The organism is Aquibium pacificum, from assembly GCF_040839445.1.
Lineage (GTDB): Bacteria > Pseudomonadota > Alphaproteobacteria > Rhizobiales > Rhizobiaceae > Aquibium > Aquibium pacificus.
The window spans coordinates 36148-62692 of the sequence record NZ_JBDPGJ010000008.1 but is presented as its reverse complement, the minus strand read 5'-3'; the positions used below and the strand labels follow the sequence as shown (position 1 = coordinate 62692).

Genomic DNA, 26545 nt, shown 5'->3' with positions numbered 1-26545 from the left:
TGCAACGGCGTGGCATGTTCGTGCAGCCGATGAAATTACCGGCTTGTTCCGTTCGAGTTGATCTGGTCTACTTCCTTGAGGACTTTAGCAATCGCAACGATTAGGGGCGAATAGGCAGATCACTGGAAGCGCAGAGCGCTGATATGCTTTGATTCGCTCTATCCCGCATGCCTTGTGGGAGGCTTTTTGTGGGCGGCAGGGTTCGATCCGGGGCTGAGGTGGGGGGATGTAATGGAAATCGATCGTAGTCGCGGCGTCGCGCCGGCGGAGTTCCTTGCCATCATCCTGATGAGCGTCTGCTGCATTCTGTTTTTCGTGGATCGCTCGCGGGCGCAGGAAAACCGGCTCTTTTCCTATGCTGGCGGGGAGGCTGTACCGGCGCTGACGGCCGATCAGGAGAGCCGCGCGGCTGCTATCAGCAGTGATGCCACACAGACCGACCTCAAATACGTCGATGCCGAGCCCGCGGCACTTCGCGGCGATACTGTCGCTGTGCCATTGGCCGAGGGCACGCTGGTGCTTGGTCTCACACACCGGATCGAACGCGCCGAGGACGATTTTACATGGATCGGACAGGGAAGCGGGGAGGGCGGGCAGACGGTGCTCGTCGTGCGGGACGGCCAGATCACCGGTGTCATCTATGACGGGTTCGTCCAGTACAGCCTGACCCCGCTTGGAGGGCGTCTGCACGCCCTGACTAAAATCGACCCAAAGGCTTTCCCCCCGGATCATCCGCCCGGGCCGCTGCCGGTCTCGCCGCGGGATTCCCGCAATCGGGCCGGCGATCTCGGCGGTACCGCAGCCACGGTGCAGATCGACATTCTGGGCGCCTATACGGCCGAAGCACTTGCCGCCAACGCCAACATCAAGAACACGATTCAGCTCGGCGTGGACCTCGCCAACGCGGCCTACATCGCCAGCAATGCAGAGGTCAGTCTGCGGCTGGTCGGCACCATGCAGGTGGCCGGCTATAGCGAGGCGGGCAAGACCTATCACGACCTGCTCTACAATCTGACTGACGGCGCCGGAGGCATGGCCTCTGTCCATGCACAGCGCGAAACCCTGGGTGCCGATCTGGTGGCGCTGTTCGTCAATCACACCGAGTATTGCGGCCTTGCCTGGGTCAACTCGAGCGCCGCCTATGCTTTCTCCGTAACGACGCATACATGCGTCAATAGCCATACGTTCTCGCACGAACTCGGCCACAATTTCGGAGCGCTGCACGATGTCGCCAACAGCGGATCCAACCCGCCCTACAATTACGGCTACGGGTACATCCATCCGCAGAATCTGTTCCGGACGATCCAGTCCTACGGCGCGCCCTGCGGCTACTGCACGCGAATCGGCAACTTCTCCAATCCCGACGTCACCTACAACGGGCACGTGACCGGCACCGTGACTACGCACAACGTGGCGCGCGTGCATCGTGAAAGAAAAAGCACGGTCGCCGCGTTCAGAGCGGACAAGACGCCGGCCAAAGCGGTCCTCATATCGCCTAAGCCGGGGCCGGGCACGACTCTCGGTTCCACGGCGACGTTCGTGTGGACGACCGGCACAGGCGTAACGCAGTACTGGCTCTATGTCGGCTCCACCGGCGTAGGCTCGTACAACATTTACCAGGCTGGTCAGGGCACCAGCACGTCTCGGACGGTGTCAAACCTTCCCGCCAGCGGTACCGTATATGTGCGCTTATGGTCGATGATCGCCGGAGCCTGGCAATACAACGACTACACCTACAAGGCCGGCAGCGCCACCAAGGCCGTCATGTCGTCTCCGACTCCGGGTTCAACTCTCGGTTCCTCCGCAACATTCCAGTGGACCACCGGGACGGGTGTAACCTCCTTCTGGCTTTCAGTCGGTTCGACCGGTGTCGGATCCTGGAACATCCTGTCCGCGAGCAACGGAACCAGCACGACCCGTGCCGTGACGAACCTTCCGGCCACCGGTACGATCTATGTTCGGCTCTACTCTCTGATTGCCGGAGCCTGGCAGTTCAACGACTACACCTACAAGGCAGGCGGCGGCACCAAGGCCGTCATGACGGCTCCGGTGCCGGGTTCCACGCTCGGTTCAGCGGCGACGTTCCAGTGGACGACCGGCAGTGGCGTCAAGCTGTACTGGCTTTTCGTCGGCTCAACGGGTGTCGGTTCATCCAACATATATCAAGCAAATCAGGGCCTCGGAAACTCCCGAACGGTGACTGGACTGCCATCCGCGGGAACGATCCATGTGCGGCTGTGGTCGTTGATTGCCGGTGCCTGGCAGTACGAGGACTACTCGTATCAGAGCGGAAGTCCCAAGGCCGTGATGACGTCTCCGACACCTGGGGCTACGCTCAATTCCTCGGAGACGTTTGAGTGGACGACCGGTTCTGGCGTCATACAGTACTGGCTCTTTGTCGGCTCCACAGGCTCTGGTTCCTCCAACATTTTCCAGGCGGACCAAGGTACCAAGACATCGGGTTTCGTGTCGGCCTTGCCGTCCGGTGGAACGATCTACGTGAGACTCTGGTCGAGGTTTTCGGCCGGCTGGCAATACAACGACTACGTCTATAAGGCCGGCGGCGGCGCCAAAGCCGTCATGAAGACACCACAGGCGGGCTCGACGATCGGCTCGACGGCGACCTTCACTTGGAGCGAGGGTTCGGGTGTCACCGGTTACTGGCTTTACGTGGGTTCGACCGGTGCGGGTTCTTTGGACATCTATCAAGGCAGTCAGGACACCAACACATCGAAAACCGTGACTGGTCTTCCAACCAAAGGCACAATCTACGTTCGCCTATGGTCGCTCCTCAATGCACGTTGGCAGTACAACGACTATACCTACAAGACCGTAGAGGACTATCTGGCGGAGATTACATCCCCGGATACAGGTTCACAGCTGGGGACGTCGGCCACATTCGCTTGGAGTAAGGGCAAGGATGTCAGTGGCTACATGCTCTACGTTGGCACCACCGGTGCTGGTTCCTACGACATCTATCGTTCACCAACACAAAGCGTGATAACGTCGTTGACCGTTCACGGGCTGCCATCCGACAACGGCCAAATCTATGTAAGGCTCTGGTCGAGATATGATGGATTCTGGTATTATAGGGACTACACCTATGCAAGCGGAAGTCCCAAAGCCGTAATGGTTTTTCCTGTACCAGGTTCAAAACTTGGTTCTACCACGACGTTTCAGTGGACTCCTGGTTCTGCAGTGACCGCTTATTGGCTTTATGTCGGTTCCAAGGGCTTCGGCTCCTACGATCTCTACGAGGCGAGTCAAGGCAAGAATACATCGAGGACTGTCTCTGGCATACCCTTGACAAGCGAGCCCGACATATACGTGCGACTGTGGTCGCTGATAGGCGGATCCTGGCAATACGTCGACTACAGATATCTCCGGGTGCCTACCGGGACCATTGTTTCGCCTCGGCCCGGCTCAACTCTCGGATCCTCAGCGACGTTCGAGTGGGCGCCTGAAGGCCACCCGTTCTATTCCCTTTCGGTTGGCTCTGCCGGACAGGGCTCATCTGACGTCTACGATGGCGGCTACCTCCAAAAGACAAGCCAAACCGTCACGGGATTGCCTTCGGTCGGGCCTATATTCGTGACGTTGTATTCCATCGACACCTGGGGCTTTGCGTTTCCAGAGTACAATGTCTACGAGGGCGAAGGCGGCAACAGGGCGGAGCTGACCACTCCGATGCCGGGCTCCGGCGTCGGTTCCTCCGCCACGTTCAAGTGGACCGCTGGCACCGGCGCTACCGAGTACGAACTCCAGGTCGGGTCGACCGGTAAGGGCTCCTCGAACATATACAGCGGCAACCAGGGGACCGGCACCTCGCAAACGGTGTCCAACCTGCCGGACGGGGGCACGGTCTATGTACGGCTGCGCTCATTGATCGATGGAAATTGGGCGCATCTGGACTATACATACACTGCGTTCGGCACATCGCAGCCGCAGTCGCCTCTGTTGCGCTGACGTGTGCGCATCCAAAGTCGGCACCGTCGACCGCCCACCTGGGGAACCAAAATCCCCGCGCTGAGTTCCCCTGTGCGCACTGGCGCCAGGAGAGACTTCGATGCTCAGAGGTGGTCTGCTTTGGTTGATCGGAATTCCGCTTCCGATCATCATCATTCTTTGGCTGCTCGGATATGTGTAGCCGATCCTGATCGGGTTCGGCTCCGCTTCGGGAACCGCGCGCCAGCTACACGGTTGTGCCCGCAGAGACACAGGAGACCGAAGCGATGGCCGGCCAAGATCCCGAGAAAGTCGATCGAGAGATCCGGGCGGACGAGATGCGGAAGCTGCCCGCTTCCGAGGTAGAACGCGACGCGCTGCGCCTGGCGGAGACGACCGACGTCTCCCAGAACCAGGCGAAGGAACTGATCCGCAAGCACGGCATGAACAGTGCCGAGGCGGAGAAGGAAGCCCGCAACTTCAAGGCCGAGAGCTGATCCCTAAACCAGTGTCGCGGTGAGCCTGCGGTCCGCGCCGCGGGCGGGGGGAAGCCCGCGTCGGAAGGAAATCAGGCCTGATAAAATATGTGCCTTCCGACCTTGGAAAGACGGCGCATCTTGGGCGCCCAATAAGGGCTGACGTAGTCGGCGTGATAGTGCGTGGCCGCTTCGATCCCTGTGAGAAGGTCGCGACCCTCCAGCACGTTCGAACCGACCTCCTGGGCACGCTTCCATGCCTGGGTATCGCGCGGCAGGTCGGGTTTTCCGTCGCAGGCGAAGGAAAACTGGCAGGCGTTCCGCTTCTCCTTGTTCTGGTACACGACCCCGCAGATCGTATCAGGGTAGGTCTGTGCCTCCACCCGGTTGAGGATGACCTGGGCGACCGCGGTCTGGCCGGCCTTTGGCTCGCTCCGCGCCTCGAAGTAGATTGCGGTCGCGAGGCATTTCTTTTCCGCTTCGCCAATGATGGGTTGAGCTTGTGCAGTCTGCGCGGTGGCGGTGAAGAGCGGTAGGGCAAGCGCTGCACGGATGAGGGAGTGGGAACGGCGGGAAGCTCGGCACGCGAGTATTTTCTGCAATTGAGGAACCATTTCCTGTTTCTGTCGTTTCGGATGGTCGTGCCGCCCATGCGCGGCGCGGCGCTTAAGACATCGAGAAATGGGAAGCGGAGAGACGCTCGCGCGGCGTTCCGCGGGAGTTTCTGCGGCGGAACCGGGGCAACAGGGAGCTGCCGCTGGGGCAGAATTGCCGTTTGTACGATGGTCTCACGCACCATTCGACGGGTGAGGTCGCGCCGCGGGAAGCGGGAGGGGCGAGCCTCCTTCCGGCCAGCGCCATTAGGCTTTGAGTTCGGGCGCCGGGCGCGCTAGACCGGGGCACATTTTACGATCCAGCAGGCATCGGGGAGTTGCGATTTGGCGGAGGTTGGGGAAGACGCGACCGCCGGCGAGGAAGCGCAGCGGGAAGGCGCCGACATCTACAACGAGGAAGGCGTCATCCGCGCCTCCTTCCTGGCACATATCGGCGCGGCCATCGCAGACCGCGACACCGTCACGCTCAAGCGTGATGTGTCGGACCTCCACCAATCCGAACTCGGTGACCTTCTCGAGGCACTGATGCCTGATCAGCGCAGGGCGCTGGTCGATCTCATGGGCGCCGACTTCGATTTTAGCGCGCTGACCGAGGTCGACGAGGCGATCCGCATGGAGATCGTCGATGCGATGCCCAATGCGCAGATCGCGCAGGCGGTCCAGGAACTCGATTCGGACGACGCGGTCTACATTCTCGAGGATCTCGACGAGGCCGACCAGGAAGAGATCCTGGCGCAGCTGCCCTTCACCGAACGCATCCGGTTGCGTCGCTCGCTCGATTATCCCGAAGAGACCGCCGGACGGCGCATGCAGACGGAGTTCGTCGCCGTGCCGCCGTTCTGGACGGTCGGCCAGACGATCGACTACATGCGCGAGGACCAGAACCTCCCGGAGAATTTTTACCAGATCTTCGTCATCGACCCGACCTTCAAGCTGCTCGGAGCGGTCGACCTCGACCGGATCCTGCGCACCCAGCGCGCGGTGAAGATCGAGGAGGTGATGCATGAGACGCGCCACGCCATCCCGGCCACGATGGACCAGGAAGAGGCGGCGCGGGAGTTCGAGCAGTACGATCTCCTTTCGGCCGCTGTCGTCGACGAGAACGAGCGCCTCGTTGGCGTTTTGACCATCGACGACGTCGTCGACGTCATCCAGCAGGAGGCCGAGGAGGATCTGCTGCGCATGGGCGGCGTCGGCGACGAGGAACTATCCGACACGGTTCGCGCCACCTCGCGCTCGCGCACTCCCTGGCTGCTCGTCAATCTGGGTACGGCTTTTCTGTCAGCGAGCGTCATCGGCCTGTTCGACGCGACGATCGAGCAGATGGTGGCGCTGGCGGTGCTTATGCCGATCGTGGCTTCCATGGGCGGCAATGCCGGCACGCAGACCATGACGGTGACGGTGCGCGCGCTCGCAACGCGCGACCTCGACATCTACAATGCCGGGCGCATCATCCGCCGCGAGGCGGCAGTGGGGCTGATCAACGGCGTGGTATTCGCGATTCTCATCGGGCTCGTCGCCGGCCTCTGGTTCCAGAACCCCGGCCTCGGCGCGGTGATCGCACTCGCCATGGTCATCAACATGATGGCGGCGGCGCTGGGCGGGATCCTGATCCCGCTGCTGCTCGACAAGTTCGGCGCCGACCCGGCCATCGCCTCGTCCGTGTTCGTCACCATGGTGACGGACGTGATCGGCTTCTTCTCGTTTCTGGGGCTGGCCAGCCTCTGGTTCGGTCTCGGCTGATTGCCGCGTATCGCCGCAGGTCAGGCGAAGGTTTCGAACGTATCGGCATTCGGGCAGAACAGGTGCGCGTTCTCCCGCGCGGTCCCGGCTTCGAGTTCATTGGCGCAGCGTCCCTTCGCCTGACAGCGCGAACACAGTATCGCAAGGTCGCGCATGGCGCCGGGCGCCTCGGCCTCGAGCTGCTTTTCGTGGATCCCGTAGGCGGCCATCATCCGGTGCATCAGTCCGTCGGCGCCCGACCCGCGGGCGATGACGTCTCGCAAATCCTCGATCGAAAGCCCTGCTTCGGCCGCGATCTCCGACGCCAGTTCCGGATCGAGCGAGTTGATCTCCCTCAGTCCCGCAGTGGCGTCCCGGTGGCGGCGCCATCTCTCGGCGATGCCTTCCACGATGTGTCTCAACCCGCTCATGGCTCCCTCCTGTTCGAGGAAAGTCTAGAAGCGGGAGCGGGGGCGTCCTTGATCAGGATCAAGCGCAGGGTTGCGGAGAATTGACTTTTACGTAAATGCCATGACTATTCCCTGGGCAGTGAATCGCCACAGGTCAGGAAGTGCCCATGCGGGAATACTACACCATCACCGAACTGACCCGCGAGTTCGACATTTCCACCCGCACCCTGCGTTTCTACGAGGACGAGGGGCTGATCCATCCCGTCCGGCGGGGCCGCACCCGTCTCTTCCGTCCGTCCGACCGCCATCTCGTCAGGCAGATCATGCGGGGCAAGCGGCTCGGCTTCTCGATCAACGAGATACGCGAGATCATCCAGATGTATCGCGAACCGCCGGGCGAGGTCGGTCAGCTCAAGCTGATGATCAAGCGCATCGAGGAAAAGCGCAACGATCTGAGGCAGAAGCGCCGCGACCTCGAGGAGACGCTTGCCGAACTCGATCACGCCGAGGAATCCTGCGTGGAGCGCCTGGTAGAACTCGGCGTCACCACCTGATCTGAAGGCGTGAGGGGGGCGGCTCTCGTCCGACCCAACGATGCCCCGAATCGCAGTGACAGCGAGCCGTCGTTGGGTGTAGCGTGCGCGGCAAGGGGCGGCTTCGCCGGCACTGGGCATGTCGTGCGCACCCTGGCACCGGGCGCCGCCTCCTCACCATCGTCGGTTGACCCGAGGGTCGAGCCATGTCGGACGCTGCAAGCCTTTTTTCGATCCTTCGCAATTCGGCCGATGCGGACTGCGTGACTGCCATGCAACAGTTGGTCGACGAGGGTTCGGACCGTTCGCTCTGCCGGATCAATCTGCTCTCCTTTGCCGCGGCGCGCGGACTGGACGAAGAGAAGGTAATTGCCGCCTTTCTGCATGCCGCGTCGCTCGGGATGTTCGACATTTCCTGGAACGTGCTCTGCCCCGGCTGCGGTGGCGTACTGGAAACCAACGCCAGCCTGAAGACGGTTATCAAGGAAGAGTACGTCTGTTCGCTGTGTGCGGCCGGCTATGCCCCGACCCTGGACGAACTGGTCGAGGTCACCTTCACGGTCAATCCGCGCGTGCGTCGAATTGCAGGTCACACGCCCGAACAGCTTCCAGTGCCGGAATATCTGCGCCAGATCTACTGGGGCTCGGGCATCGACCTGCCCGAGGAAGGCTATGAGGAACTGATCGACCGGCTCGTGATCGAGAGCGTCGAGGTCCTCGCCGGCGAAAAGGTGGTCTTGTCGCTGCATCTGCCCGAACAGTTCATCATCGTTTTCGAGCCGGTGACCCACTCGGTCCAGTTTATCGACGTCAAGGGTGAGCCGACGCGCGAACGGCAGTCGCTCACGCTCGTCTACACCCGCGAGCACGACCAGAACCAAACGCTGGAAATGCAGCCAGGGCCGGTGCGCTTTGCGATCGAGAATCGCACCGAGGCGCGTGTTCTGCCGGCCGTCTTCATTGCCGGCGACGAACTTCACGACGTGCTGGCACGCAGGCGGCCGTTCCTGACGGCAACGCGCCTGCTGACCAACCAGACGTTCCGCGATCTTCATCGCACCGACACGGTCTCGATTGACCAACGACTGAAGATCACCAGCCTGACCTTTCTGTTCACCGACCTCAGGGGATCGACTGAACTCTACGAGAGGGTGGGCGATCTCGCCGCTTTCGATCTGGTGCAGGAGCATTTCCGCGTGCTCAACGAAATCGTGGCGTCGGAGGCCGGCGCTGTGGTGAAGACGATCGGAGACGCGGTCATGGCGACGTTCCCGACGCCGGACCGTGCCCTGTCGGCCGCCTTGCGCATGCGCGAGGCGATGCAGCGGATGAACCTTGCAAGCGGGCGCGACGACCTCGTCCTCAAGATCGGAATGCATGAGGGGCCATGCATCGCGGTGAGCATGAACGAGCGCCAGGATTATTTCGGCCAGACGGTCAACATCGCATCCCGAGTGCAGGCACTTGCAAGTGCGCAGGAGATATTCGCGACCGATGCGGTCGTCGGCGACGTCAAGTCGGCGGATCTGCTGAAGGCGCAGGCGCTCGTGCCGGTCTCCCAGAACGCGGTGCTTCGCGGTATGGAGCGCGAACTGACGCTCTACGCGATACCCTGATGCCGCCAATCGCGACCGCTCAGATCCAGCGACGAACCTTCTTCCGATAGTCGCGGTACCGCTTGCCGAACCGGATGTCGAGGTGCCGTTCCTCCCGTTCGATCGCGAGTTTTTGCGTCAGGAAGGCGGCGACGAGCCCGAGAAGGATGAACCAGACGCTGCCCGCGATAAGGCCCACACCCATCATCAGGAGCGTGTTGGCGAGGTAGATCGGGTTACGCGAGAACGAGAAGGGCCCGTTCGTCACCAGATGATCCGAACCTTTATGCGGCATGATGGTCGTCCTGGCCTTGGAAAGCGTGCGCATGGCCGAGACGTCGATGGCGACCACCCCGAAGATCGCGACGATGCCGACGGCAAAGAGCAGATCGGACAAGGGGCTTGGCAGCCAGGGCAGGGGAACCTGCCACATCAGGACGACCGCGGCGGCGATCGCCGTCAGATAGATCATCGGTGGCCAAGGCAGCCGGTTGGGCCGGGTCTCTGCGTCGTTCACTGGCTTCCTCCCTCGTCGAGCTTCTGCGACGTCTCCGCAGTGCAGATGTCGGCCATCTCCGTCAGCCGGCTCCTCGTTGCGCCATTCTGGTCCGATGAGAACACCGCGTCGAGCAGGTTTTCGCGTTCCACCGCATCCAGCACGCATACGCAGTAGAAGGAACAGAATTCCGCGCTTCGTTCGGCAGAGCAGGTCGCCTCGCAGGCCTGGCGGAACTGCACCTGCGGTGTCTCCCGCTCGGGCGGGAATACCTGTGCGAAGAGGAACACGCAGGCGATGAGCACCGGCTGGTGAAGTAGGTAGAAGGCGAGGCTATGCCTGCCCGCAAAGCCAAGGAGACCGCTCCAGCGCGGAATCGCCAGCCGTGCGAGACGATCCAGGATGCCTGCCTGCTGCGATGCACCCGCCGCCGCGATCCCGCACAGAACCGCGCCGAACCATGGGAAGAGCGGAACGTAGTCGTTGGAGCGCGGCCGGATTTCCGAAAGGCCGGTCCACCACCAGAATGGTGCATCCAGCGCGGGGGTCGCGAGCCAGAAGGGCGCCGCGATAACGGCGACTGCGATGGTGAAGACGAGCGGCCACGGCAGGCCGACGAACAAAAGCCCGAGCAGGCTCGCGACCGCGATCTGGTGGAGTATGCCGAAGAAGATGAAACTCTCCGGCGTCGCGAGCCAGGTGACCAGCGTGATCGCCGCCGCCGCCCCTGCGACCATGAAGAGGCGCCGCCAGAAACCCGTCCAACGAATCCCCTTCGCATGGGCGAGGTAAAGGCTGACGCCGACCAGGAACAGAAACGAGGACGCGATCGAGCGGGCGAAGAACTTCCAACCGCCGACGGCCGTCATGCCGGGGTCGGCATAGCCGAAGAACTCCAGATCCCAGGCGAAGTGATAGACCGCCATCGCGATGAGGGCGAGACCGCGGGCGAGGTCTATCGCTTCGATGCGGCGGACGGGGACGGATTGATGCATGGGAATGGTGATTTCCGGCAGACGCTGGAGTAGAATACGCACGACCGAACGGCGGCTGGCGAACGATGACACGAACCTCGCGAGCCCCCTTCGGATGCCCAGACCGCGAGCGGCGCATTGCCGGTCACTGATTGACACATGCGTGGGCCTTCGAAAAGATGCCGGCGCTGACGAAGCGGTTCGGCGCCGACGCTTCGCCCCGAGGAGAGCAGATGAGCGTGACAATCCCTGAAAGCGGTTCCGAACCGTTTGCCGCCCCGCGTGCCTACACGCTGAACTGGGTGAACATCATCGGGATCGGGTTCTATCATCTCGTCGCGGCGCTTGCGTTTCTGCCTTATTTTTTCAGCTGGACCGGCGTGATCCTGGTCTTCGTCGGCATGCAGCTGTTCGGCACGGTCGGCATCAACGTGTTCTATCACCGCTACCTGACCCACAAGGCGTTCCAGTGCCCGAAATGGCTGGAGTATGCGATGGCGGTCATGGCGGTCTGCTCCTTCCAGGATACGCCGGCGCATTGGGTGGCGGTGCATCGCAGGCACCACGAGTTCGCCGACGACGAACCCGACCCGCACACGCCGGTGCGTAGTTTTCTGTGGGCGCATGTCGGCTGGATCCTGGTCAAGTCGCCCGACATGTCGCGTTACGAGATTTATTCGCGCTACGCCAAGGACGTTCTGCGCGACCGCTTCTACAAGCTCCTGGAGAAGCGGTCCGTCTACCTCGGCATCATCGTCGCGCACTGGTTCGTCTTCTTCGCCGCCGGCTTCGGTGTGACCTTGCTCGCGGGCGGCACCTATCCCGAGGCGCTGCAATTCGGCCTCAGCATCCTCGTGTGGGGCGTGTTCGTGCGGACGGTCTTCAACTGGCACAACACTTGGGCGGTCAATTCCGTCAGCCATATGTGGGGCTACAGGAACTACGAGACCGGCGAGCACAGTCGCAACAACATCGTCTTGGGGCTGACCGCGATGGGCGAAGGCTGGCACAACAACCACCATGCCGATCCGCGCTCGGCCCGCCACGGCCACCGCCCGTGGGAGATCGACGGAACCTACCTGATCATCCGGCTCTTTGCCCTGTGCGGGCTGGCGTGGCGCATCCGGGAACCGCAGGTTGCCGGCAGGGCCGAGGCATCCGAATAACCGCCGGCAGCTCACACGGAACGGGAAATCATGATTCACACTATCGACGCGAACGGCGCTTCGATCCCCGCCATCGGGCTTGGGACCTGGACCCTCAGGGGAGCCGAATGTACCGGGCTGGTCGAGCACGCGCTGGACGTCGGCTACCGCCACCTCGATACTGCAGCGAGCTACGAGAACGAGGCCGAAGTGGGCGCGGCGATCCGGGCCTCGGGAATCGCGCGGTCCGAGCTCTTCGTCACGACGAAGGTCTGGTACACCGACATCGCGCCCGGAGACCTCGAGCGTTCGGCGGAGGCAAGCCTGAAACGCCTTGGCCTCGACCATGTCGATCTGCTCCTGATCCACTGGCCGAGCAAGACCGTCCCGCTGGAGGGATCGATCCGGGCGCTGAACGCGACGCAAGCGAAGGGCTACGCCAGGAACATTGGCGTTTCCAACTTCCCGACAGGCCTGCTTTCGCGGGCGATCGAACTGTCGGAGCACAAGCTCGCCTGCAATCAGGTCGAGTACCATCCGATGCTCTCGCAGGAGAAGGTCTACGCCCTCTGCCGGAAGGCCGGCATGGCGATGGTGTCCTACTGCCCGCTGCACCGCGGAGGCGGGCTCCTGGAGGAAACCGCCGTGCGCGCCGCCGCCGAGCGCCACGCACGCCCGCCCGCGCAGGTCGTTCTGCGCTGGCACGTTCAGCAGGAGGGGGTCGCCGCGATCCCGCGGACGACGAAGAAGGAGCGGCTCGCCGAAAATTTCGCGATTTTCGACTTCTCCCTGTCCGGGGAAGAGATGAACGCCATATCCGCCTTGCGATCGGCCAACAGCCGCATCTGCGACTTCGCCTTCGCGCCCGACTGGGATCGCGCCTGACGCCTTGGCCTATGCCGTCTTCCGCGCGACGTTCGCCGCTTCGTTTTTGCGACGCTGGAGCGTCGGTTTCCTGCTAACGGCCGATCGCGCGTCGCTGCAACTGTCGCTTCGGAATTCTCCGGCAGGCAGGAATGGCGACTCAGGTCCGGCACCCGATCTGGCTACCAGCGGTGCGCGCGCCGGGCGCGAGCACCTTTGCCATCCTCTATGCGCTGGAATCCTTCGCGCGCGCCTCGGTTTCGAGCGTCATCCCGATCCAGATCTACGAGGTGCTGCGCGACAAGCAGGCGGTATCGCTCGTCTATACGGGGGTGGCGCTCGCCGGCATATCGGTGACGTTGTTCATGCCGCTGCTCATCGCGCGGTTCGCCCGCCGGTGGGTCTACACCGCCGGTGTCGTGGCGCTCATCATCGGCGCATTGCTGTTCCTGACCCAGTCGCTTCCCACGCAGATGCTGGGCATGCTCTGCCGGGTGATGGGCGCCAGCGCGCTGTCGATCACGCTCAACCTCTACATCATGGAGCATATCCGCAAGACGAAGTTCATCGAGGCCGAATCGATGCGTCTCGCCTGGTCGACCATCGCCTGGACGGGCGGGCCGGCGCTCGGCGTCTTCCTATACACGCGCTACGGCATCGAGGCGGCGCATGGCGTCGTGATCCTGTTCGCTGTCATCCTGCTCTGCCTGTTCTGGTACTTCAGGCTGGGCGACAATCCGCTGATCCGGCCAGGCAGGATCAGGCCCGCCAATCCGCTCGCCAATATCGGGCGCTTCGTCAGCCAGCCGCGCCTGCGGCTGGCATGGCTTATCGCCTTCGGGCGCTCCTGCTTCTGGACGACCTTCTTCGTCTACGGCCCGATCCTCATGGTCTCCTCGGGGCAGGGCGAAATGGCCGGCGGGCTGCTCGTGTCGGGCGGCAACGCGCTGCTATTCTCGGCGCTGATCTGGGGCTGGGCGGGCAAGCGCTTCGGCGCGCGCAACACGATGGCGTTCGCCTTCGCCGCGACCGGCGCGATGCTTCTCGGAGCGGGTTATGCCGGCGAGGCCGCGCCGGTCGCCGCGGCGGTGTTCCTGCTGGTCGCGGCGTTCTTCTGCATCGCGCTCGACGCTCTCGGCTCGACTGCCTTCATGCGCAGCGTGCGCGCCTGGGAACGGCCGCAGATGACGGCGGTCTACCGCACCTACCTCGATCTCTCGGAACTCCTTCCGCCGCTGGTCTATTCGGTGGCGCTGGCCTTCTTCGGACTGGGATCGGTGTTCGCCACGCTCGGCGTCTTCGTGCTTCTGTGCGGCGTGGTCACGTTCGTCTACCTGCCGCGGCGGATGTGAGGGTCATTTCGGGCAGCCGCGCTCCCGTTCGACCTGGGCGATGCTGCCGACGTTCTGGCTTTCGATGACCGACAGCTTCACCTTCGCCTGGTCTCGGACCCAGCAGTCAGCGCTATCGAACTGCGCCTGTGCGCGGCTGGTTTTGAAGCAGTAGCCGTTCTCGTCGTATATCGAGTTGCGCACGTACCACAGGTTCTCGCATGACAACTGCCGCAGGTCGCCTTTCGCGAACCGGTCCACGTCGGTGCATCCGATGAGTTCGTAACATGCCGCCGATGCGCTGCCGGCAAGTACGAGAGTGGTGAGGAAGGCGAGGCAAAGACGCATGATTTTCTCTCTGTGACGGCCCTTTGATAGGCCGCGCCGGTTGCCGCTGTGTGTCGGCCGCGCGTCGACGATCTTTCGCGACGTCAGCGGCTTTGCGCGCGCACCCAGTCGTGGAAGCGCGCGATCTCGTATTCCTCCGGCATCATCACCCCGCGTTCGTGGCGGCCGGAGGCGAGGCCGCGCTGGTTGACCTCGCAGATGGCTGCGTCCTGTTCGAGCACCAGTCGGCCGAAGGACACGATGTTGTCGAGTTCCTCCGCGGTTGGGGGCAGCGTGTCGGGCGTGAAGAACCATTCGGCCGTCAGTTCGGTCTGCGTCGGCGACAGCGGCCGAAGGCTGACCGCGCGGACGTAGTCGACATGACCGACGACGAAGATCGAGGGCAGGTGGGTCACGTAGGTCTGGCCCGCCGCGCGCTCGCGGTCGCCGAGCTCCGGAAATGCGCGGCCGTGGGCGCTGCCATCGCTCGACCAGGTTTCCGCGCCGTGTCGTAACGTGCCCGAAAATTCCGGCGCCGTATCGTCCGCGTGGGCCGCCCATTCGGGATCATCGTGCCGGTCCATGAGACCGCGACCGTAGATCGGGACGAGGGCGGAAAGCTCCGGGTGGACGCCCGGACAGTGCAGGCACTCGTTGTAGTTTTCCCAGAAAATCTTCCAATTGCAGTTCATCGTCTTGCGGAAGACATGCGCGCTGGTCATCGCCTCGAGTGGCCAGTCCGCCAGCACGCCCGGATCCACGTCGAAGCTCCCATCCATCGAAGCGCCCGGTTCCGCGCCGAAGTTGACGAAGACGAAGCCGCGCCATTCGGCGACCGCCACGCGGTAGAGCGGATGGTCGGCCTTCTCGAACCCTGCCGGACAGGATTTTGAGGGAACACGCACCAGATCGCCGTCGAGCGAATAGGACCACGCATGGTAGGGACACACGATCAGGCGTGACTTCAGACGGCCGCTGTCTTCCGTCCGGAGCGCCGATCCGCGGTGGCGGCAGGTGTTGTGGAAGGCGCGAAGGCCTCCGTTCTCGCCGCGCAGAAGGAGGATTTCCTGGTCGCCGAGCCGGAAGAGCCGGAAATCGCGCGGCTCCGCGAGTTCGCTCGACCGGCAGACATGGACCCAGTTGCGGTACCAAATGTCCCGGAGATCGCGGGCGTATTCCTCGGCGCCGAAATAGGCCCGGCTGTCGAGCGTCGGACGGCTCTCGGCAAGGCCGTTCCAGGAAGGCTCTGCTGCGGGATGGACGTTCATGAAGACCTCCGGAAACCCTTGGCGCGCAAGAATACGAAAGCGGAAAGGTGCCGTCGATACCTCCTTAACCAATAAAGCCACCGCTAATAAATGGAGAGCTGGATCTGGCGGGAACCTGCTCGGAAGTTCGGTTCATTTTGTGACGAGAGGATCGGACATGAAGGTGTCTGCACCGTGATGCGGCCAGTCGCATGTCGGGGGGTATTCGCAGTGCTGAGGCGAGCGCGAATCGGCGTCGGCGGGGACTCTTGCGCCGGCTGACGAATCACGGGAAGATACAGATCGCCGAAGGCAGGGACGGTCGGTAGCCGGACCAAAGGCTCGTGAACCGTGGGCCGTCTCGCCCGAGCGGGCCGGAAATGTTCGAGGAGGGGCAAGCGAATAGCTAAGCCCGGAGCCGAACATGCATCAACTTCCAGAAAATCCGCACAGTTGGCGCTTCATGCGTCGCACGAGCCGGCAGGCGAAAAGTTCTCCACTTCTTGGGGCAATCGCACTTGCCGCGGTCGCCTCGGGCATTGCCGGTGATGTCGGGGCCCATGAGGCGCCGTCGGGCTGGGACTATCCGTTCGCTTGTTGCTCCGGCTTCGACTGCCGGCCGGTGGAGCCGCGGGTGATCAGCGAGAGGCCGGAAGGCTACGTGATCGGCTCGACCGGAGAAGTGGTCGCATACAGCGACCGACGGGTGCGGAATTCGCCCGACGGCGAATTCCACTGGTGCTCGGTCGCCGGCAAGAGCGACGGCAGGACAATCTGCCTGTTCGTGCCGCCACGCGCCTTCTGAAGCCCTTTAGCGCCCCACCACCGTCTGGCGCTGTTCGCCGAGGCCGTCGATGCCGAGGTGCATGGTGTCGCCGACCTTGAGGAATTTCGGCGGCTTCTTGCCGAGGCCGACGCCGGGCGGCGTGCCGGTGGTGATGACGTCACCGGGTTCGAGCACCATGAACTCGGAGAGGTAGGAGACGATCTCGGCGACCGGGAAGATCATCGTCGCCGTGGTGCCGGTCTGCATGCGCTCGCCGTTGACGTCGAGGAACATGGAAAGGTTCTGCGGGTCGGCAACCTCGTCGGCCGTGACGAGCCAGGGGCCAAGGGGGCCGAAGGTCGGCGCGCTCTTGCCTTTGATCCACTGGCCGCCGCGCTCGGCCTGGTAGGCGCGCTCGGAGACGTCGTTACAGAGCGCGTAGCCGAACACCTTCGACAGCGCCTCCTCCTCGGTGACGTAGTCGCAGCGTTCGCCGATGACGACCGCGAGTTCGACCTCCCAGTCGAGCTTCTGCGATCCCTTCGGCATCAGGACGTCGTCGTTGGGGCCGCAAAGACAGCTTGGCGCCTTGGAGAACACGATCGGCTCGTTGGGGATCGCCGCCCCGGTCTCGGCGGCATGGTCGGCATAGTTGAGACCGATCGCGATGAAGTGGCCGATGCGCCTGACCGGGGACCCGATGCGGACCCCCTCCGGCGCCTTCGGCAGCGATGCGGGATCGATCGCCGCGAGCTTGTCCATCAGCGCCGGCGACAGCGTCTCCGGTCCGTAGTCGTCGACCAGGCCAGACGCATCGCGGATGGCACCATCGGAGTCGATCACTCCGGGCCTTTCGGCGCCCGGTTCACCAAAACGCACCAGTTTCAAATTCTGTCCCTCCCGATGAATGCGACGGATGAAGCGGATCGATGGCTTAGAATGCGCTGTTGAACAGGCCGCCGTCGAGGATGAGGTTCTGCCCGGTGATGAAGCCGGAATGCTGCGAACACAGGAACGCGCAGGCTTGGCCGAATTCCTCCGGACGGCCGAGCCGGCGCGCCGGAATCTCGTTCGCCGTGCGTTCGGTCTGTTCGGCCTCGCTTATGCCGGCCTTCTCGGCCGCGAAGACGACGGTCTTGCGGATGCGGTCGGTGTCGAATTTGCCCGGCAGGATGTTGTTGATGGTGACGTTCTTGTCGGCCACCGTGCGCGCCACCCCGGCAAGGAAGGCCGTCAGGCCGGCCCGTGCACCGGACGAGAGATCGAGACCGGGGATCGGCTGATAGACCGAGAGCGAGGTGATGTTGACGATCCGGCCGAAGCCGCGCTCGGCCATGCCGTCGATGACCGCCTGGATGAGCTCGATCGGCGTGACCATGTTCTGTGTCACGCCGTCCAGCATCGCCGCGCGGTCGAGCTGGCGGAAGTCCTTCAGCGGTGGCCCGCCATTGTTGTTGACGAGGATGTCGGGCGAGGGACAGGCGGTGAGCAGTGCCTTCTGGCCCTCCGGTGTCGCGACGTCGGCCGCGACCTCCTCGACCCCGACGCCGAAGCGCTCGCGGATTTCGGCCGCGGTCCGCGCGAGCACCTCGGTGTTGCGGCCGTTGACGACGACATCGCATCCTGCCTCGGCGAGCGCCATGGCGCAGGCGCGTCCGAGCCCCTTGCTCGACGCGCACACGATCGCCTTGCGTCCCCTGATGCCGAGATCCATCGCCGCGCCTCCCGTCCGTTTCCGCGAAACGGTCTAGCGGGAGGCGTGCGAATCCACAACCGTCATAAGCCTGTGACATGAATCGTGTCTTGCCTTGGCCCAAGAGAAAGGCCGGGGCCATCCGATGAAAAGCGAGCCGATCCGCAATTTCCGCACCCTCTTCATTTCGGACGTGCATCTGGGCTCGAAGCCTGCCAAGGCCGAGTTCCTGATCGACTTCCTGCGCTACCACGAGGCGGAGAAGATCTTCCTCGTCGGCGACATCGTCGACGGATGGCGGCTGCGGCGCTCCTGGCACTGGCCGCAGGCGCACAACGACGTGGTGCAGAAGTTTCTCCGCAAGGCACGCAAGGGCGCCGAGATCGTCTATATCGCCGGCAACCACGACGAGTTCCTGCGCGGCTTCCAGGGCATTCATTTCGGCGGCATAGTCGTTGCCGACCGGGTCGTGCACGAGACAGCCGACGGCCGGCGCTTCCTGGTGATCCATGGTGATCAGTTCGACAGCGTCGTCCACAACGTGCGCTGGCTCGCCTATCTGGGCGACAAGGCATACGACGCGGCAATCGTGGTCAACCGCACGATCGGGCTGTTCCGGCGGATGTTCGGCATGCCCTATTGGTCGTTCTCCTCGTGGGCGAAGGTCAAGGTGAAGCGCGCGGTCAACTTCATCGGGTCGTTCCAGAACGTCGTCGCGGAGGAAGCGCGGCGGTCCGGCGTCGACGGGATCATCTGCGGCCACATTCACCATGCGACGATCGAGACGATCGCGGGGGTGGAATACATCAACACCGGCGACTGGGTGGAAAGTTGCACCGCGGTGGCCGAACGCATGGACGGCACGTTTGAGATCCTGACCTGGGCCAAGGTCGTCCATGCCGAGCCTGAGCCTGCCTCCGAACCGGTCCTCGCACTGGTCCGCGAGGAGGCAGTGGCGGCATAGCGGACTCGGCTGTAACCGGCGGGACGAGCGGGACCGGCTCGGCGCGGAGATTTCCCGCTTCCCCCTTTGATGATATCAAAGACGGCCGTTCCGGACCGCATGGCGCGTCGCACCGGACACGGCCGGAATACCGCTCCCGCATGTCCTTTCCTCCGCTGACGCCCGAACAATCGGTCAAGCCGCCGCGATTCGAAGCGCGCATGTCGCTGCTCTTCGCAGCGATCTTCGTGCCGATGGGCATCCATCTGCCGTATTTTCCGCTCTGGCTGGAGGAGCGCGGCTTCACGGCCGGGCAGGTCGGTCTGATCCTGTCGGCACCGATTTTCGTGCGCCTGATAGCCGCGCCCGCGATCACTGCGCTCGCCGACCGCGCGCCCGAACGCGCCTACGTTCTCATCGGTCTCGCCGCCGCATCCCTGGTGGCTTCGCTCGGCTACTTCCTGCCGGCCGGACCGGCATTCGTGCTCGCGGTTTCGCTGATCCTGTCGGTGGTGTGGTCCCCGCATTCGCCGCTGGCCGATTCGCTGGCGCTTTCGGGCGTCCGCCGCTACGGCGTCGATTATTCGCGTCTCCGTATCTGGGGAACGGGTTCCTTCCTGGCGGCCAATCTGGTCGGCGGCGCGGTTCTGGCGCGCTTCGATGCCGGCGTGGTTCCCTGGATGCTCAGCGCCGGCCTTGCGGGCACGCTTGCCGCGGCGCTTGCCGCTCCGCGGCTGGGGCGTCCGCGGCGGCCCTCGCAACTCGCGGCCGAGCTTCCCGATGCGCGCCGCGTGCTGTCCGAGCCCTACTTCCTCGCGATCGCCTTCGGCTGCGGCTCGATCGTGGCCAGCCACGGCTTCCTCTATGCTTTCGGCTCCATCTACTGGAGATCGCTCGGGATCGCGTCCGACACGGTCGGTTTTCTGTGGGCGCTGATGGTCCTCGCGGAGATGTTTCTCCTGTTTGGATTCCGCCGGCTCTTTTCGGGGTTCAGTGTACCCGCGATACTCGCCGTCTGCGCCGGCGCGGCCGTTCTGAGATGGGTGGCGATGCCGCTCGTATGGCCGCTCGGTCTGGGCCTTGCCGGATTCGGTCTCGTGCAGGGCCTGCACGCGTTCTCGACCGGCCTGACGATGCTGGGGCTCCAGAAGATGATCGCCGAGACGATTCCCGAAGAGCGTACCGGCGCCGCGCAGGGCGTCGCCTTCGCCGCCAACAGCGGCGGCATGGCTCTGGTCACCCTGGCGTCGGGACCGCTCTACGACCACGCGGGCGCCTTTGGTTTCCTTGCGATGGCCGCGATTTCGGCCGTTGGGCTGGTCCTGTCCTTCGCAGCGTACCGGCTAGCCCCAGAGCGCAGGCGAGGGCGGTGACACCAGCGAGCCGGAATAGGAGAGGGCGGGCGTGCGGTCGCGGGCCAGAAGCAGCGGGCCGTCGAGGTCGACGTAGTCCGCGTCCTGCGCCAGCAGGACGGCGGGAGCCATCGACAGAGATGTGCCGACCATGCAGCCTACCATGATGCCGAACCCGGCCTCGCGCGCCTTATCACGCAGTTGCATGGCGGCGGTCAGGCCGCCGGTCTTGTCCAGCTTGATGTTGACGAAATCGTAGAGCCCGGCAAGATCCGGAATGCTGTCCGCGGTATGCACGCTCTCGTCGGCGCAGATCGGTACCGGGTGGGGGATATCCCGGAGAATCCCGTCCCTACCGGCCGGAAGCGGCTGCTCGACAAGAGCCACGTGGAACTGCGCGGCGGTCAACAGGTTCTCGCGGATGTTGTCCTCGGTCCATCCTTCGTTCGCATCGAGGATGATCCGGCTGTTGGGAGCCGCACTGGCAACCGCATGGATGCGCGCGGAATCATTCGTGGCTCCGACCTTGACCTTGAGGACGGGACGGTCGGCCGCCGCGCGTGCCTGACCGGCCATTTCCTCCGGATCGCCGAGCGAGATCGTGAAGGCGGTGACGACCGGCCGCGGCAGCACCCGGCAGACGCGCATGTGCGTATTGTGCCCGAGGCTCTTCGCCTCGAGATCCCACAGCGCGCAGTCGACGGCATTGCGGGCTGCGCCCGGCCGCATGGCCGACAGGAGTTCCTCGCGCGACAGGCCGCGTTCGATGTCGCCGCGCACCGCCTCCACCGCGTCGAGCACGTTCGCCACCGTCTCGCCGTAGCGCCCGTATGGAACGCACTCGCCGCGACCGGCATGGTCGCCCTGGCGGATCGTGCAGGTGATCACTTCCGCCTCGGTCTTGGAACCGCGCGAGATCCTGAAACTTCCCGCGATGGGGAACCGTTCGGTTTCGAGATGGAGCGAATGGGCCATGGGAATTTCCGATGCCGGAACTGGCGGGCCGCATCCTACAAATCGACACGGCCGCATCCAACGGTTAATAGTCCTTCCCATGTTGGACAAGCATCAGGCGGACGAAAGTCTGCAAGATATATCCGAGCCGCCCCGCCGTGCCACCGTGGAGCGGCGGGCGGAAGGCGGGCGATTGAGCGTTTCGCTCGGAGGGCCATGGCTGACGCGCACGGTTGGAAGCGTCGATCCCGAATTGCGCAAGCTGGAGCGTGAGACGGGCGCGGGCTCGCTCATCATCGACCTGTCTTCCGTCACGCGGATGGATACGGCCGGCGCTTGGGTCATCAAGCGGCTCGCCGTGGCGCACGAGAAGGCGGGGCACAAGGTCGAAATCCGCGAGGCGGGGCCGACGGAGACGATCCTGCTCGCCGCCGTCGACGACGCGGTCAGGCAGGATCTTCCCCCGAACGAGGGCCGGCGCCGATTCGGGCCGGTGGCGATGCTGGAGGGGATCGGGCGGGTCGTCTCGCAGGGCGGCGAGGAATTCCTGCTGGCGATGCACATCCTGGGTGCAACCGTCCGCGGCTCCCAGATGAAGCGCGGGCGCGGCCACGGCGTGAACGTCGCAGCGATCGCGACCCAGATCGATCGGATGGGCATCGGCGCCATCCCCGTGATCCTGTTGATGTCGACGATCGTCGGGGCGATCGTGGCGCAGCAAGGCGCGTTCCAGTTGCGCTATTTCGGCGCGGAAATCTTCGTCGTCGATCTGGTCGGCATTCTCGTACTGCGCGAGATGGGCGTGCTCCTGACCGCGATCATGATCGCCGGCCGAACCGGCAGCGCGATCACTGCCGAAATCGGCTCGATGAAAATGCGCGAGGAAGTCGACGCGCTGACGGTGATCGGCCTCAACCCGATCGGCGTCCTGGTCTTTCCGAGGCTGGTGGCGCTCGTCATCATCCTGCCGTGCCTCACGGTGGCGTCGAACGTGGCGGCTATCATCGGCGCGATGGGCGTAGGCTGGGTCTATTCCGGCATCACCCCGGAGGCGTTCTTCGACCGCATGAGTTCGGCGATCGACTACACGAGCGTTCTGTCGGGCCTCATCAAAGCCCCATTCATGGCATTGATCATCGGCATCATCGCGTCGGTGGAGGGTATGAAGGTTGGCGGCAGCGCGGAATCGCTCGGACGTCACGTCACCGCATCGGTGGTGAAGGCCATCTTCGTCGTCATCGTCGTGGACGGGTTCTTCGCAATCTTTTACGCGGCGATCGATTTCTAGTTTCCTGGGCAGCGGCGGCAATGGCAACCAGCATCGATACCGGCGCGCCTGAGGGCACGGACCAAGAAGTCGTCCTTTCAGTGCGAGACGTGAGGGTTGCCTTCGGCGATCAGGTGGTGCTCGACGGGTTGAATCTCGACGTCTACCGCGGCGAGATCCTCGGCTTCGTCGGTGCATCGGGTGCCGGCAAGTCGGTCCTGCTGCGCACGGTGCTCGGACTGAACAAGAAGCAGCACGGCACGATTAGGCTCTTCGGCGTCGACATCGACAACGTCAGCGACCAGGAGCGGATGAGCTTGGACATGCGCATGGGCATGCTCTTCCAGCATGGAGCGCTGTTTTCCGGCCTCACCGTCCTCGAAAACATCCAGGTTCCGATGCGCGAATACCTCGACCTGCCGAAGCCGCTGATGAACGAACTCGCACGCCTGAAGATCGAACTGGTCGGGCTGCCGGCCAATGCGGCGTCGAAATACCCCTCGCAGCTCTCGGGCGGCATGATCAAGCGCGCGGCGCTTGCCCGGGCGCTTTCGCTGGATCCAGCCATCGTCTTCCTCGACGAGCCGACCTCGGGTCTCGATCCGATCGGCGCGGCGGACTTCGACGAACTCGTCGCCAAGCTGCGGGACACGATGGGCCTGACCGTCTATATGGTGACCCACGACCTTGACAGCCTGTTCTCCGTCTGCGACCGGGTCGCGGTTCTGGGCCAGAAGCGGGTCCTTGTCGAAGGGCCGGTGAGCTATATGCTCACGGTCGAGGACCCATGGGTCAAATCCTACTTCCGGGGCAAGAGGGCGCGGCAGATCGATCCGGCCGCCCGTAGCAAGAACCACTCGGCCGGAGCGGCAAGCTGATGGACACCAAAGCCAACTATGTTTCGGTCGGCATCTTCACGCTGGTGCTGGTCTTTGGCCTCTTCGCGATGATCTACTGGAGCTTCGGCATCAACACGGGCGGCGACACGACGTTGCTGCGCGTGCGGATTCCGGGTTCTGCCGCCGGCCTCGGTCGCGGAAGCGCGGTGCTGTTCAACGGCATCAAGGTGGGCGACGTGCGCCGCGTCTATATCGACGTCAACAACCCGACCGTCGCGATCGCCGACACCGAGGTCGACCGGCTGACGCCGATCACCGCCTCCACGCGCGCCGACATCGGCCTGGCGGGCCTGACGGGGCAAGCGAGCATCGAACTGAAGGGCGGCAATCCCGACGAACCGAACCTGCTCGTCACCGCGGAAGCGGAGAACACGATCCCGGAGATCGAGGCCAACCCTTCCGCGGTCACCAACCTCCTCCAGACCGCGCAGGACATTTTCAAGCGCGCAGATTCCGTGCTCAACACGCTGGAGGGCTTCACCACCGACGTGCGCGGCCCGATGACCAGCACGGCACAGAACATCGAGGTGTTCTCGCAGGCTCTGAGCCGCAACGCCGACGGCGTCGACAAATTCCTCGCCAATTTCGGAGAGCTTTCCGAAACGATCGGCGAGGTCTCGGGGCGGCTTGATTCCACGCTTGCGGCGGCCGAGAACCTCTTGAATTCGGTCGACCGCGACAAGGTGGGCGAGATCGTCACGAACCTCGAGACGTTTACCCAGCGGCTCCAGACCGCATCGGCGGATCTCGAGGGCATCATGGAAAACGTCGATCAGACCATGGTGTCGGTGAGGGGGCTCGCGGAGAATGCGGGCGGGGTGGTGGAAAAGGCGAGCGGCATCCTGGACGACGTCCGGGCGGGTGTGCAGTCCGCGTCGAGCTCGATCGAGCGCCTGTCGACCAGCGCGACGGGAACCCTGGCGCGCGCCGACGATGTGCTCATCTCGGCCAAGACCGGCGTCGATACGGCGGTGACGTCCTTCGACCGGCTGTCGAACGATGCATCGAGCACACTGGGCAAGGTGGATGGTCTGCTCGACACCGCGCAATCGAGCATCGACGCCGCCGCGGGCTCTGTCGAGCAGGTGGCGAGGGACGCCTCAAACTCGCTCGTGCGGGTTGACGAAATCCTGGCGGGCGTCGACCCGGCCAAGGTGGACAATGCGATGACGGCGATCGAGGGCGCCGCAACCAACGCCCGGAATGCCACTCAGGACATCGCCGCCCTGGCACAGAAGTTCAACGCACGCTCCGAGGACATCGAGCAGATCATCACGGCCGCGCGCGGAATGGCCGACAACCTGAACCAGGCGTCCACACGCGTCGACGGCGTTCTCGCCAAGGTCGACACGCTGCTCGAAAGCGTCGATGCCGCAAAGGTGAACAACGCCCTGACGAGCTTCGAGACGGCAGCCGGCGACGCCCAGCGCGCCGCAAACGACGTTGCCGAATTCACCGGCCGCTTCACCGCCCGCTCCGAGGATATCGACGCCATCGTCACCGACGCGAAGGTGGTCGCGGAGAACCTGCGCCAGGCGTCGACGCGCGTTGAAGGCGTCCTCGTGCAGGCCGAGCAACTGCTCGGTTCGGGCGAGGCGGAAGGGCTGATGGCCGATGCGGGCGAGACGCTCAAGTCCTTCCGGCAGGTCGCCGACACCCTGAACTCCAGGCTGGGAACCATCCTGGACGGGCTCGGACGATTTAGCGGCCAGGGCTTGCGCGACGTCGAGGCGCTCGTGCAAGACAGCCGCCGCTCGATCAACCGCATCGAAGAGACGATCACCGAATTCGAACGCAACCCGCAGCGCATCATCACGGGTGGCGACGGGGCCGTGCGGCAGTACGACGGCCGGGTGCGGCGTTGACATCGAAGGTTCGCACGGCCAAGACACAGTGAAAGCGTTCGCGGCGGATGTCGTCGCGAAACGTCGGGGACATCAGAGTGAAGAGCAGTCGGTTTGTTGGAGTACTGTTTGGGGTGACGGCACTTGCGTCCGGGTGCGCGGCATTGCCGGGCGGCGGTCCGGCCCCGCTCGACACCTATGAGCTCACGACGCCCGACCTCACCGTATCTGGGCCGGCCAACCCCCGCACGCAGATCCTCATCGCCGAGCCGAGCGCGCTCAAGTCGCTGGACGGGCAGGACATCGTCGTCAAGCCCGCGCCGGCATCGATTCAGTTCCTGAGCGGAGCGCAGTGGGGCGACCGGCTTCCCAAGCTCGTGCAGGCCCGGCTCGCGGAAGCATTCCAGCAGTCGGAGAAGTTCGCCGGTGTGGGCAAGCCTGGCGACGGCCTGGCGATCGATTACCAGGTCGTGGTCGAGATCCGCTCCTTCGAGGTGCGTGTCCAGCCGGGCGAGCGCGCCCATGTCGAATTCTTCGTGCGCATCCTCAATGACCGCAACGGCGTCGTGCGCGCCGCGCGCAGCTTCGACGCCGCCGTTCCCGTGACGGGAACCGGAAATGATGCCCGCGTCGCGGCCATGGATGCCGCGTTCGGCACGGTGGCCTCGGCTGTCGTGGAATGGGCCGTCGGCGTAATCTGATACCATCGGCGGCCGGGCGCTCCGCCGGACTACGAGGTGTTGTTCGGATTCCATGTCGGGCCGCTGAAGCGGAGGCGGGAGCCCGACGCGGCGTGGCCGGATACCCGGCCGGGCTGCACGGATCGCCAGTCGAATCCGCCCCCGAGGGGCAACAGCGTGCAGAGCGCCGCGGCCAGCGCGTAGAAGCGCGCGGCGAGCCGCAGCGCGTCGTCGGGGTTGTTGCCGTCCGGCGCGATCCCTTCAAATTCCGAGAGCGGCATTCCCGCCGTCTCGAGCACGTAGCTTTCCGACACCGCCTCCGCATAGCGCAGGAGGACGAGCACGAACCAGCGGACCGGCGCTGAGCGCGTTGCGGCCTGCTCGGCCATGGCGGCGAAGGAGACGAGCAGCGCCATGACGCGCCGAAGCATCCTTTCGTCCACCGTTGCCGCATGTACGTTCATGTCG

General features: G+C 64.1%; 25 protein-coding genes. 15 read left to right on the top strand and 10 right to left on the bottom strand.

Annotation, left to right across the window (positions count from 1 at the left end; genetic code table 11):
- Nucleotides 1–231 precede the first annotated feature (231 nt).
- Both ABGN05_RS26455 and ABGN05_RS26450 read left to right on the top strand, forming a co-directional pair.
- On the top strand, nucleotides 232–3966 hold the full coding sequence (locus ABGN05_RS26455; RefSeq protein ID WP_367957030.1) for a reprolysin-like metallopeptidase: 3735 nt from the start codon (nucleotides 232–234) through the stop codon (nucleotides 3964–3966).
- Nucleotides 3967–4232: 266 nt separating this feature from the next.
- The gene (locus ABGN05_RS26450; protein ID WP_367957029.1) at nucleotides 4233–4442 is read left to right on the top strand and encodes a hypothetical protein; all 210 of its coding nucleotides are present in this window, start codon (nucleotides 4233–4235) and stop codon (nucleotides 4440–4442) included.
- A 71-nt stretch (nucleotides 4443–4513) separates the two neighbouring features.
- On the opposite strand, the gene ABGN05_RS26445 is transcribed toward ABGN05_RS26450, so the two are convergent.
- The gene (locus tag ABGN05_RS26445; protein WP_367957028.1) at nucleotides 4514–5023 is read right to left on the bottom strand and encodes a cell wall hydrolase; all 510 of its coding nucleotides are present in this window, start codon (nucleotides 5021–5023) and stop codon (nucleotides 4514–4516) included.
- Nucleotides 5024–5359: 336 nt separating this feature from the next.
- On the opposite strand from ABGN05_RS26445, the gene mgtE reads away from it, so the two are divergent.
- The gene (gene mgtE, locus ABGN05_RS26440) at nucleotides 5360–6778 is read left to right on the top strand and encodes a magnesium transporter (protein WP_367957027.1); all 1419 of its coding nucleotides are present in this window, start codon (nucleotides 5360–5362) and stop codon (nucleotides 6776–6778) included.
- A gap of 20 nt (nucleotides 6779–6798) precedes the next feature.
- On the opposite strand, the gene ABGN05_RS26435 is transcribed toward mgtE, so the two are convergent.
- Entirely contained in the window at nucleotides 6799–7188 is a 390-nt protein-coding gene (locus ABGN05_RS26435; protein ID WP_367957026.1) for a DUF6455 family protein, read from the bottom strand.
- A gap of 146 nt (nucleotides 7189–7334) precedes the next feature.
- On the opposite strand from ABGN05_RS26435, the gene ABGN05_RS26430 reads away from it, so the two are divergent.
- Entirely contained in the window at nucleotides 7335–7721 is a 387-nt protein-coding gene (locus ABGN05_RS26430) for a MerR family transcriptional regulator (protein ID WP_367957025.1), read from the top strand.
- Nucleotides 7722–7906: 185 nt separating this feature from the next.
- Nucleotides 7907–9316, top strand: coding sequence for an adenylate/guanylate cyclase domain-containing protein (locus ABGN05_RS26425; RefSeq protein WP_367957024.1), 1410 nt, complete (start codon nucleotides 7907–7909; stop codon nucleotides 9314–9316).
- 19 nt (nucleotides 9317–9335) lie between these two features.
- Here the strand turns inward: ABGN05_RS26425 and ABGN05_RS26420 are convergent, their stop codons facing one another.
- Both ABGN05_RS26420 and ABGN05_RS26415 read right to left on the bottom strand, forming a co-directional pair.
- On the bottom strand, nucleotides 9336–9812 hold the full coding sequence (locus ABGN05_RS26420; protein WP_367957023.1) for a methyltransferase family protein: 477 nt from the start codon (nucleotides 9810–9812) through the stop codon (nucleotides 9336–9338).
- Nucleotides 9809–10786, bottom strand: coding sequence for a heparan-alpha-glucosaminide N-acetyltransferase (locus ABGN05_RS26415; RefSeq protein ID WP_367957022.1), 978 nt, complete (start codon nucleotides 10784–10786; stop codon nucleotides 9809–9811). Before ABGN05_RS26415 ends, ABGN05_RS26420 begins: the two co-directional genes overlap by 4 nt.
- Nucleotides 10787–10998: 212 nt before the next feature.
- Between ABGN05_RS26415 and ABGN05_RS26410 the strand changes: the two genes are divergently transcribed.
- From ABGN05_RS26410 to ABGN05_RS26400, 3 genes are all read left to right on the top strand, one after another.
- Nucleotides 10999–11931 (top strand): acyl-CoA desaturase, encoded by a 933-nt coding sequence (locus ABGN05_RS26410; protein WP_367957021.1) that lies wholly within the window; start codon nucleotides 10999–11001, stop codon nucleotides 11929–11931.
- Between the two features lie 33 nt (nucleotides 11932–11964).
- The gene (locus ABGN05_RS26405; RefSeq protein WP_373695988.1) at nucleotides 11965–12795 is read left to right on the top strand and encodes an aldo/keto reductase; all 831 of its coding nucleotides are present in this window, start codon (nucleotides 11965–11967) and stop codon (nucleotides 12793–12795) included.
- Nucleotides 12796–12926: 131 nt separating this feature from the next.
- Nucleotides 12927–14126 (top strand): MFS transporter, encoded by a 1200-nt coding sequence (locus ABGN05_RS26400; RefSeq protein ID WP_367957019.1) that lies wholly within the window; start codon nucleotides 12927–12929, stop codon nucleotides 14124–14126.
- A 3-nt stretch (nucleotides 14127–14129) separates the two neighbouring features.
- On the opposite strand, the gene ABGN05_RS26395 is transcribed toward ABGN05_RS26400, so the two are convergent.
- Together ABGN05_RS26395 and ABGN05_RS26390 are read right to left on the bottom strand one after the other, a co-directional pair.
- Nucleotides 14130–14453: a YARHG domain-containing protein gene (locus ABGN05_RS26395; protein WP_367957018.1), complete on the bottom strand. Its 324-nt coding sequence runs from the start codon at nucleotides 14451–14453 to the stop codon at nucleotides 14130–14132.
- Nucleotides 14454–14536: 83 nt separating this feature from the next.
- Nucleotides 14537–15700 (bottom strand): aromatic ring-hydroxylating oxygenase subunit alpha, encoded by a 1164-nt coding sequence (locus tag ABGN05_RS26390; RefSeq protein ID WP_367957017.1) that lies wholly within the window; start codon nucleotides 15698–15700, stop codon nucleotides 14537–14539.
- Nucleotides 15701–16142: 442 nt separating this feature from the next.
- Here ABGN05_RS26390 and ABGN05_RS26385 point away from each other — a divergent pair, with 442 nt between their 5' ends.
- A complete protein-coding gene (locus tag ABGN05_RS26385; protein WP_373695987.1) occupies nucleotides 16143–16484 on the top strand; it encodes a hypothetical protein in 342 nt (113 codons plus the stop codon).
- Between the two features lie 6 nt (nucleotides 16485–16490).
- On the opposite strand, the gene ABGN05_RS26380 is transcribed toward ABGN05_RS26385, so the two are convergent.
- Both ABGN05_RS26380 and ABGN05_RS26375 read right to left on the bottom strand, forming a co-directional pair.
- Nucleotides 16491–17333 carry a fumarylacetoacetate hydrolase family protein gene (locus ABGN05_RS26380; RefSeq protein ID WP_367957015.1) on the bottom strand — a complete coding sequence of 281 codons (843 nt, stop codon included), beginning with the start codon at nucleotides 17331–17333 and terminating at the stop codon, nucleotides 16491–16493.
- 46 nt (nucleotides 17334–17379) lie between these two features.
- The gene (locus tag ABGN05_RS26375; RefSeq protein ID WP_367957014.1) at nucleotides 17380–18159 is read right to left on the bottom strand and encodes an SDR family oxidoreductase; all 780 of its coding nucleotides are present in this window, start codon (nucleotides 18157–18159) and stop codon (nucleotides 17380–17382) included.
- A 124-nt stretch (nucleotides 18160–18283) separates the two neighbouring features.
- On the opposite strand from ABGN05_RS26375, the gene ABGN05_RS26370 reads away from it, so the two are divergent.
- Both ABGN05_RS26370 and ABGN05_RS26365 read left to right on the top strand, forming a co-directional pair.
- Nucleotides 18284–19102: a UDP-2,3-diacylglucosamine diphosphatase gene (locus ABGN05_RS26370; protein ID WP_367957013.1), complete on the top strand. Its 819-nt coding sequence runs from the start codon at nucleotides 18284–18286 to the stop codon at nucleotides 19100–19102.
- Nucleotides 19103–19242: 140 nt separating this feature from the next.
- Entirely contained in the window at nucleotides 19243–20454 is a 1212-nt protein-coding gene (locus ABGN05_RS26365; RefSeq protein WP_367957012.1) for an MFS transporter, read from the top strand.
- On the opposite strand, the gene dgcA is transcribed toward ABGN05_RS26365, so the two are convergent.
- Entirely contained in the window at nucleotides 20425–21408 is a 984-nt protein-coding gene (gene dgcA / locus ABGN05_RS26360) for an N-acetyl-D-Glu racemase DgcA (RefSeq protein ID WP_367957011.1), read from the bottom strand. The two genes, ABGN05_RS26365 and dgcA, sit on opposite strands and share 30 nt — an antisense overlap.
- 79 nt (nucleotides 21409–21487) lie before the next feature.
- Here dgcA and ABGN05_RS26355 point away from each other — a divergent pair, with 79 nt between their 5' ends.
- The 4 genes from ABGN05_RS26355 (at nucleotide 21488) to ABGN05_RS26340 (ending at nucleotide 26098) form a co-directional block, all read left to right on the top strand.
- A complete protein-coding gene (locus tag ABGN05_RS26355) occupies nucleotides 21488–22675 on the top strand; it encodes an ABC transporter permease (protein ID WP_367957010.1) in 1188 nt (395 codons plus the stop codon).
- Between the two features lie 20 nt (nucleotides 22676–22695).
- Nucleotides 22696–23532, top strand: coding sequence for an ABC transporter ATP-binding protein (locus tag ABGN05_RS26350; RefSeq protein WP_367957009.1), 837 nt, complete (start codon nucleotides 22696–22698; stop codon nucleotides 23530–23532).
- Nucleotides 23532–25418: an MlaD family protein gene (locus ABGN05_RS26345; protein WP_367957008.1), complete on the top strand. Its 1887-nt coding sequence runs from the start codon at nucleotides 23532–23534 to the stop codon at nucleotides 25416–25418. Before ABGN05_RS26350 ends, ABGN05_RS26345 begins: the two co-directional genes overlap by 1 nt.
- Before the next feature lie 113 nt (nucleotides 25419–25531).
- The gene (locus ABGN05_RS26340; protein WP_367957007.1) at nucleotides 25532–26098 is read left to right on the top strand and encodes an ABC-type transport auxiliary lipoprotein family protein; all 567 of its coding nucleotides are present in this window, start codon (nucleotides 25532–25534) and stop codon (nucleotides 26096–26098) included.
- A gap of 29 nt (nucleotides 26099–26127) precedes the next feature.
- On the opposite strand, the gene ABGN05_RS26335 is transcribed toward ABGN05_RS26340, so the two are convergent.
- Nucleotides 26128–26541 (bottom strand): hypothetical protein, encoded by a 414-nt coding sequence (locus tag ABGN05_RS26335; RefSeq protein ID WP_367957006.1) that lies wholly within the window; start codon nucleotides 26539–26541, stop codon nucleotides 26128–26130.
- Between the last annotated feature and the right edge of the window lie 4 nt (nucleotides 26542–26545).

Bases quoted from the DNA above. Each gene is read 5' to 3' on its own strand.
- ABGN05_RS26375 (WP_367957014.1), bottom strand. From the start codon at position 18,159: ATGGATCTCGGCATCAGGGGACGCAAGGCGATCGTGTGCGCGTCGAGC.
- dgcA (WP_367957011.1), bottom strand. From the start codon at position 21,408: ATGGCCCATTCGCTCCATCTCGAAACCGAACGGTTCCCCATCGCGGGA.
- ABGN05_RS26345 (WP_367957008.1), top strand. From the start codon at position 23,532: ATGGACACCAAAGCCAACTATGTTTCGGTCGGCATCTTCACGCTGGTG.
- ABGN05_RS26350 (WP_367957009.1), top strand. From the start codon at position 22,696: ATGGCAACCAGCATCGATACCGGCGCGCCTGAGGGCACGGACCAAGAA.
- ABGN05_RS26335 (WP_367957006.1), bottom strand. From the start codon at position 26,541: ATGAACGTACATGCGGCAACGGTGGACGAAAGGATGCTTCGGCGCGTC.
- ABGN05_RS26385 (WP_373695987.1), top strand. From the start codon at position 16,143: ATGCGTCGCACGAGCCGGCAGGCGAAAAGTTCTCCACTTCTTGGGGCA.
- ABGN05_RS26395 (WP_367957018.1), bottom strand. From the start codon at position 14,453: ATGCGTCTTTGCCTCGCCTTCCTCACCACTCTCGTACTTGCCGGCAGC.
- ABGN05_RS26390 (WP_367957017.1), bottom strand. From the start codon at position 15,700: ATGAACGTCCATCCCGCAGCAGAGCCTTCCTGGAACGGCCTTGCCGAG.
- ABGN05_RS26410 (WP_367957021.1), top strand. From the start codon at position 10,999: ATGAGCGTGACAATCCCTGAAAGCGGTTCCGAACCGTTTGCCGCCCCG.
- ABGN05_RS26450 (WP_367957029.1), top strand. From the start codon at position 4,233: ATGGCCGGCCAAGATCCCGAGAAAGTCGATCGAGAGATCCGGGCGGAC.
- ABGN05_RS26370 (WP_367957013.1), top strand. From the start codon at position 18,284: ATGAAAAGCGAGCCGATCCGCAATTTCCGCACCCTCTTCATTTCGGAC.
- ABGN05_RS26455 (WP_367957030.1), top strand. From the start codon at position 232: ATGGAAATCGATCGTAGTCGCGGCGTCGCGCCGGCGGAGTTCCTTGCC.
- ABGN05_RS26400 (WP_367957019.1), top strand. From the start codon at position 12,927: ATGGCGACTCAGGTCCGGCACCCGATCTGGCTACCAGCGGTGCGCGCG.
- ABGN05_RS26430 (WP_367957025.1), top strand. From the start codon at position 7,335: ATGCGGGAATACTACACCATCACCGAACTGACCCGCGAGTTCGACATT.
- ABGN05_RS26415 (WP_367957022.1), bottom strand. From the start codon at position 10,786: ATGCATCAATCCGTCCCCGTCCGCCGCATCGAAGCGATAGACCTCGCC.
- ABGN05_RS26365 (WP_367957012.1), top strand. From the start codon at position 19,243: ATGTCCTTTCCTCCGCTGACGCCCGAACAATCGGTCAAGCCGCCGCGA.
- ABGN05_RS26435 (WP_367957026.1), bottom strand. From the start codon at position 7,188: ATGAGCGGGTTGAGACACATCGTGGAAGGCATCGCCGAGAGATGGCGC.
- ABGN05_RS26425 (WP_367957024.1), top strand. From the start codon at position 7,907: ATGTCGGACGCTGCAAGCCTTTTTTCGATCCTTCGCAATTCGGCCGAT.
- ABGN05_RS26355 (WP_367957010.1), top strand. From the start codon at position 21,488: ATGTTGGACAAGCATCAGGCGGACGAAAGTCTGCAAGATATATCCGAG.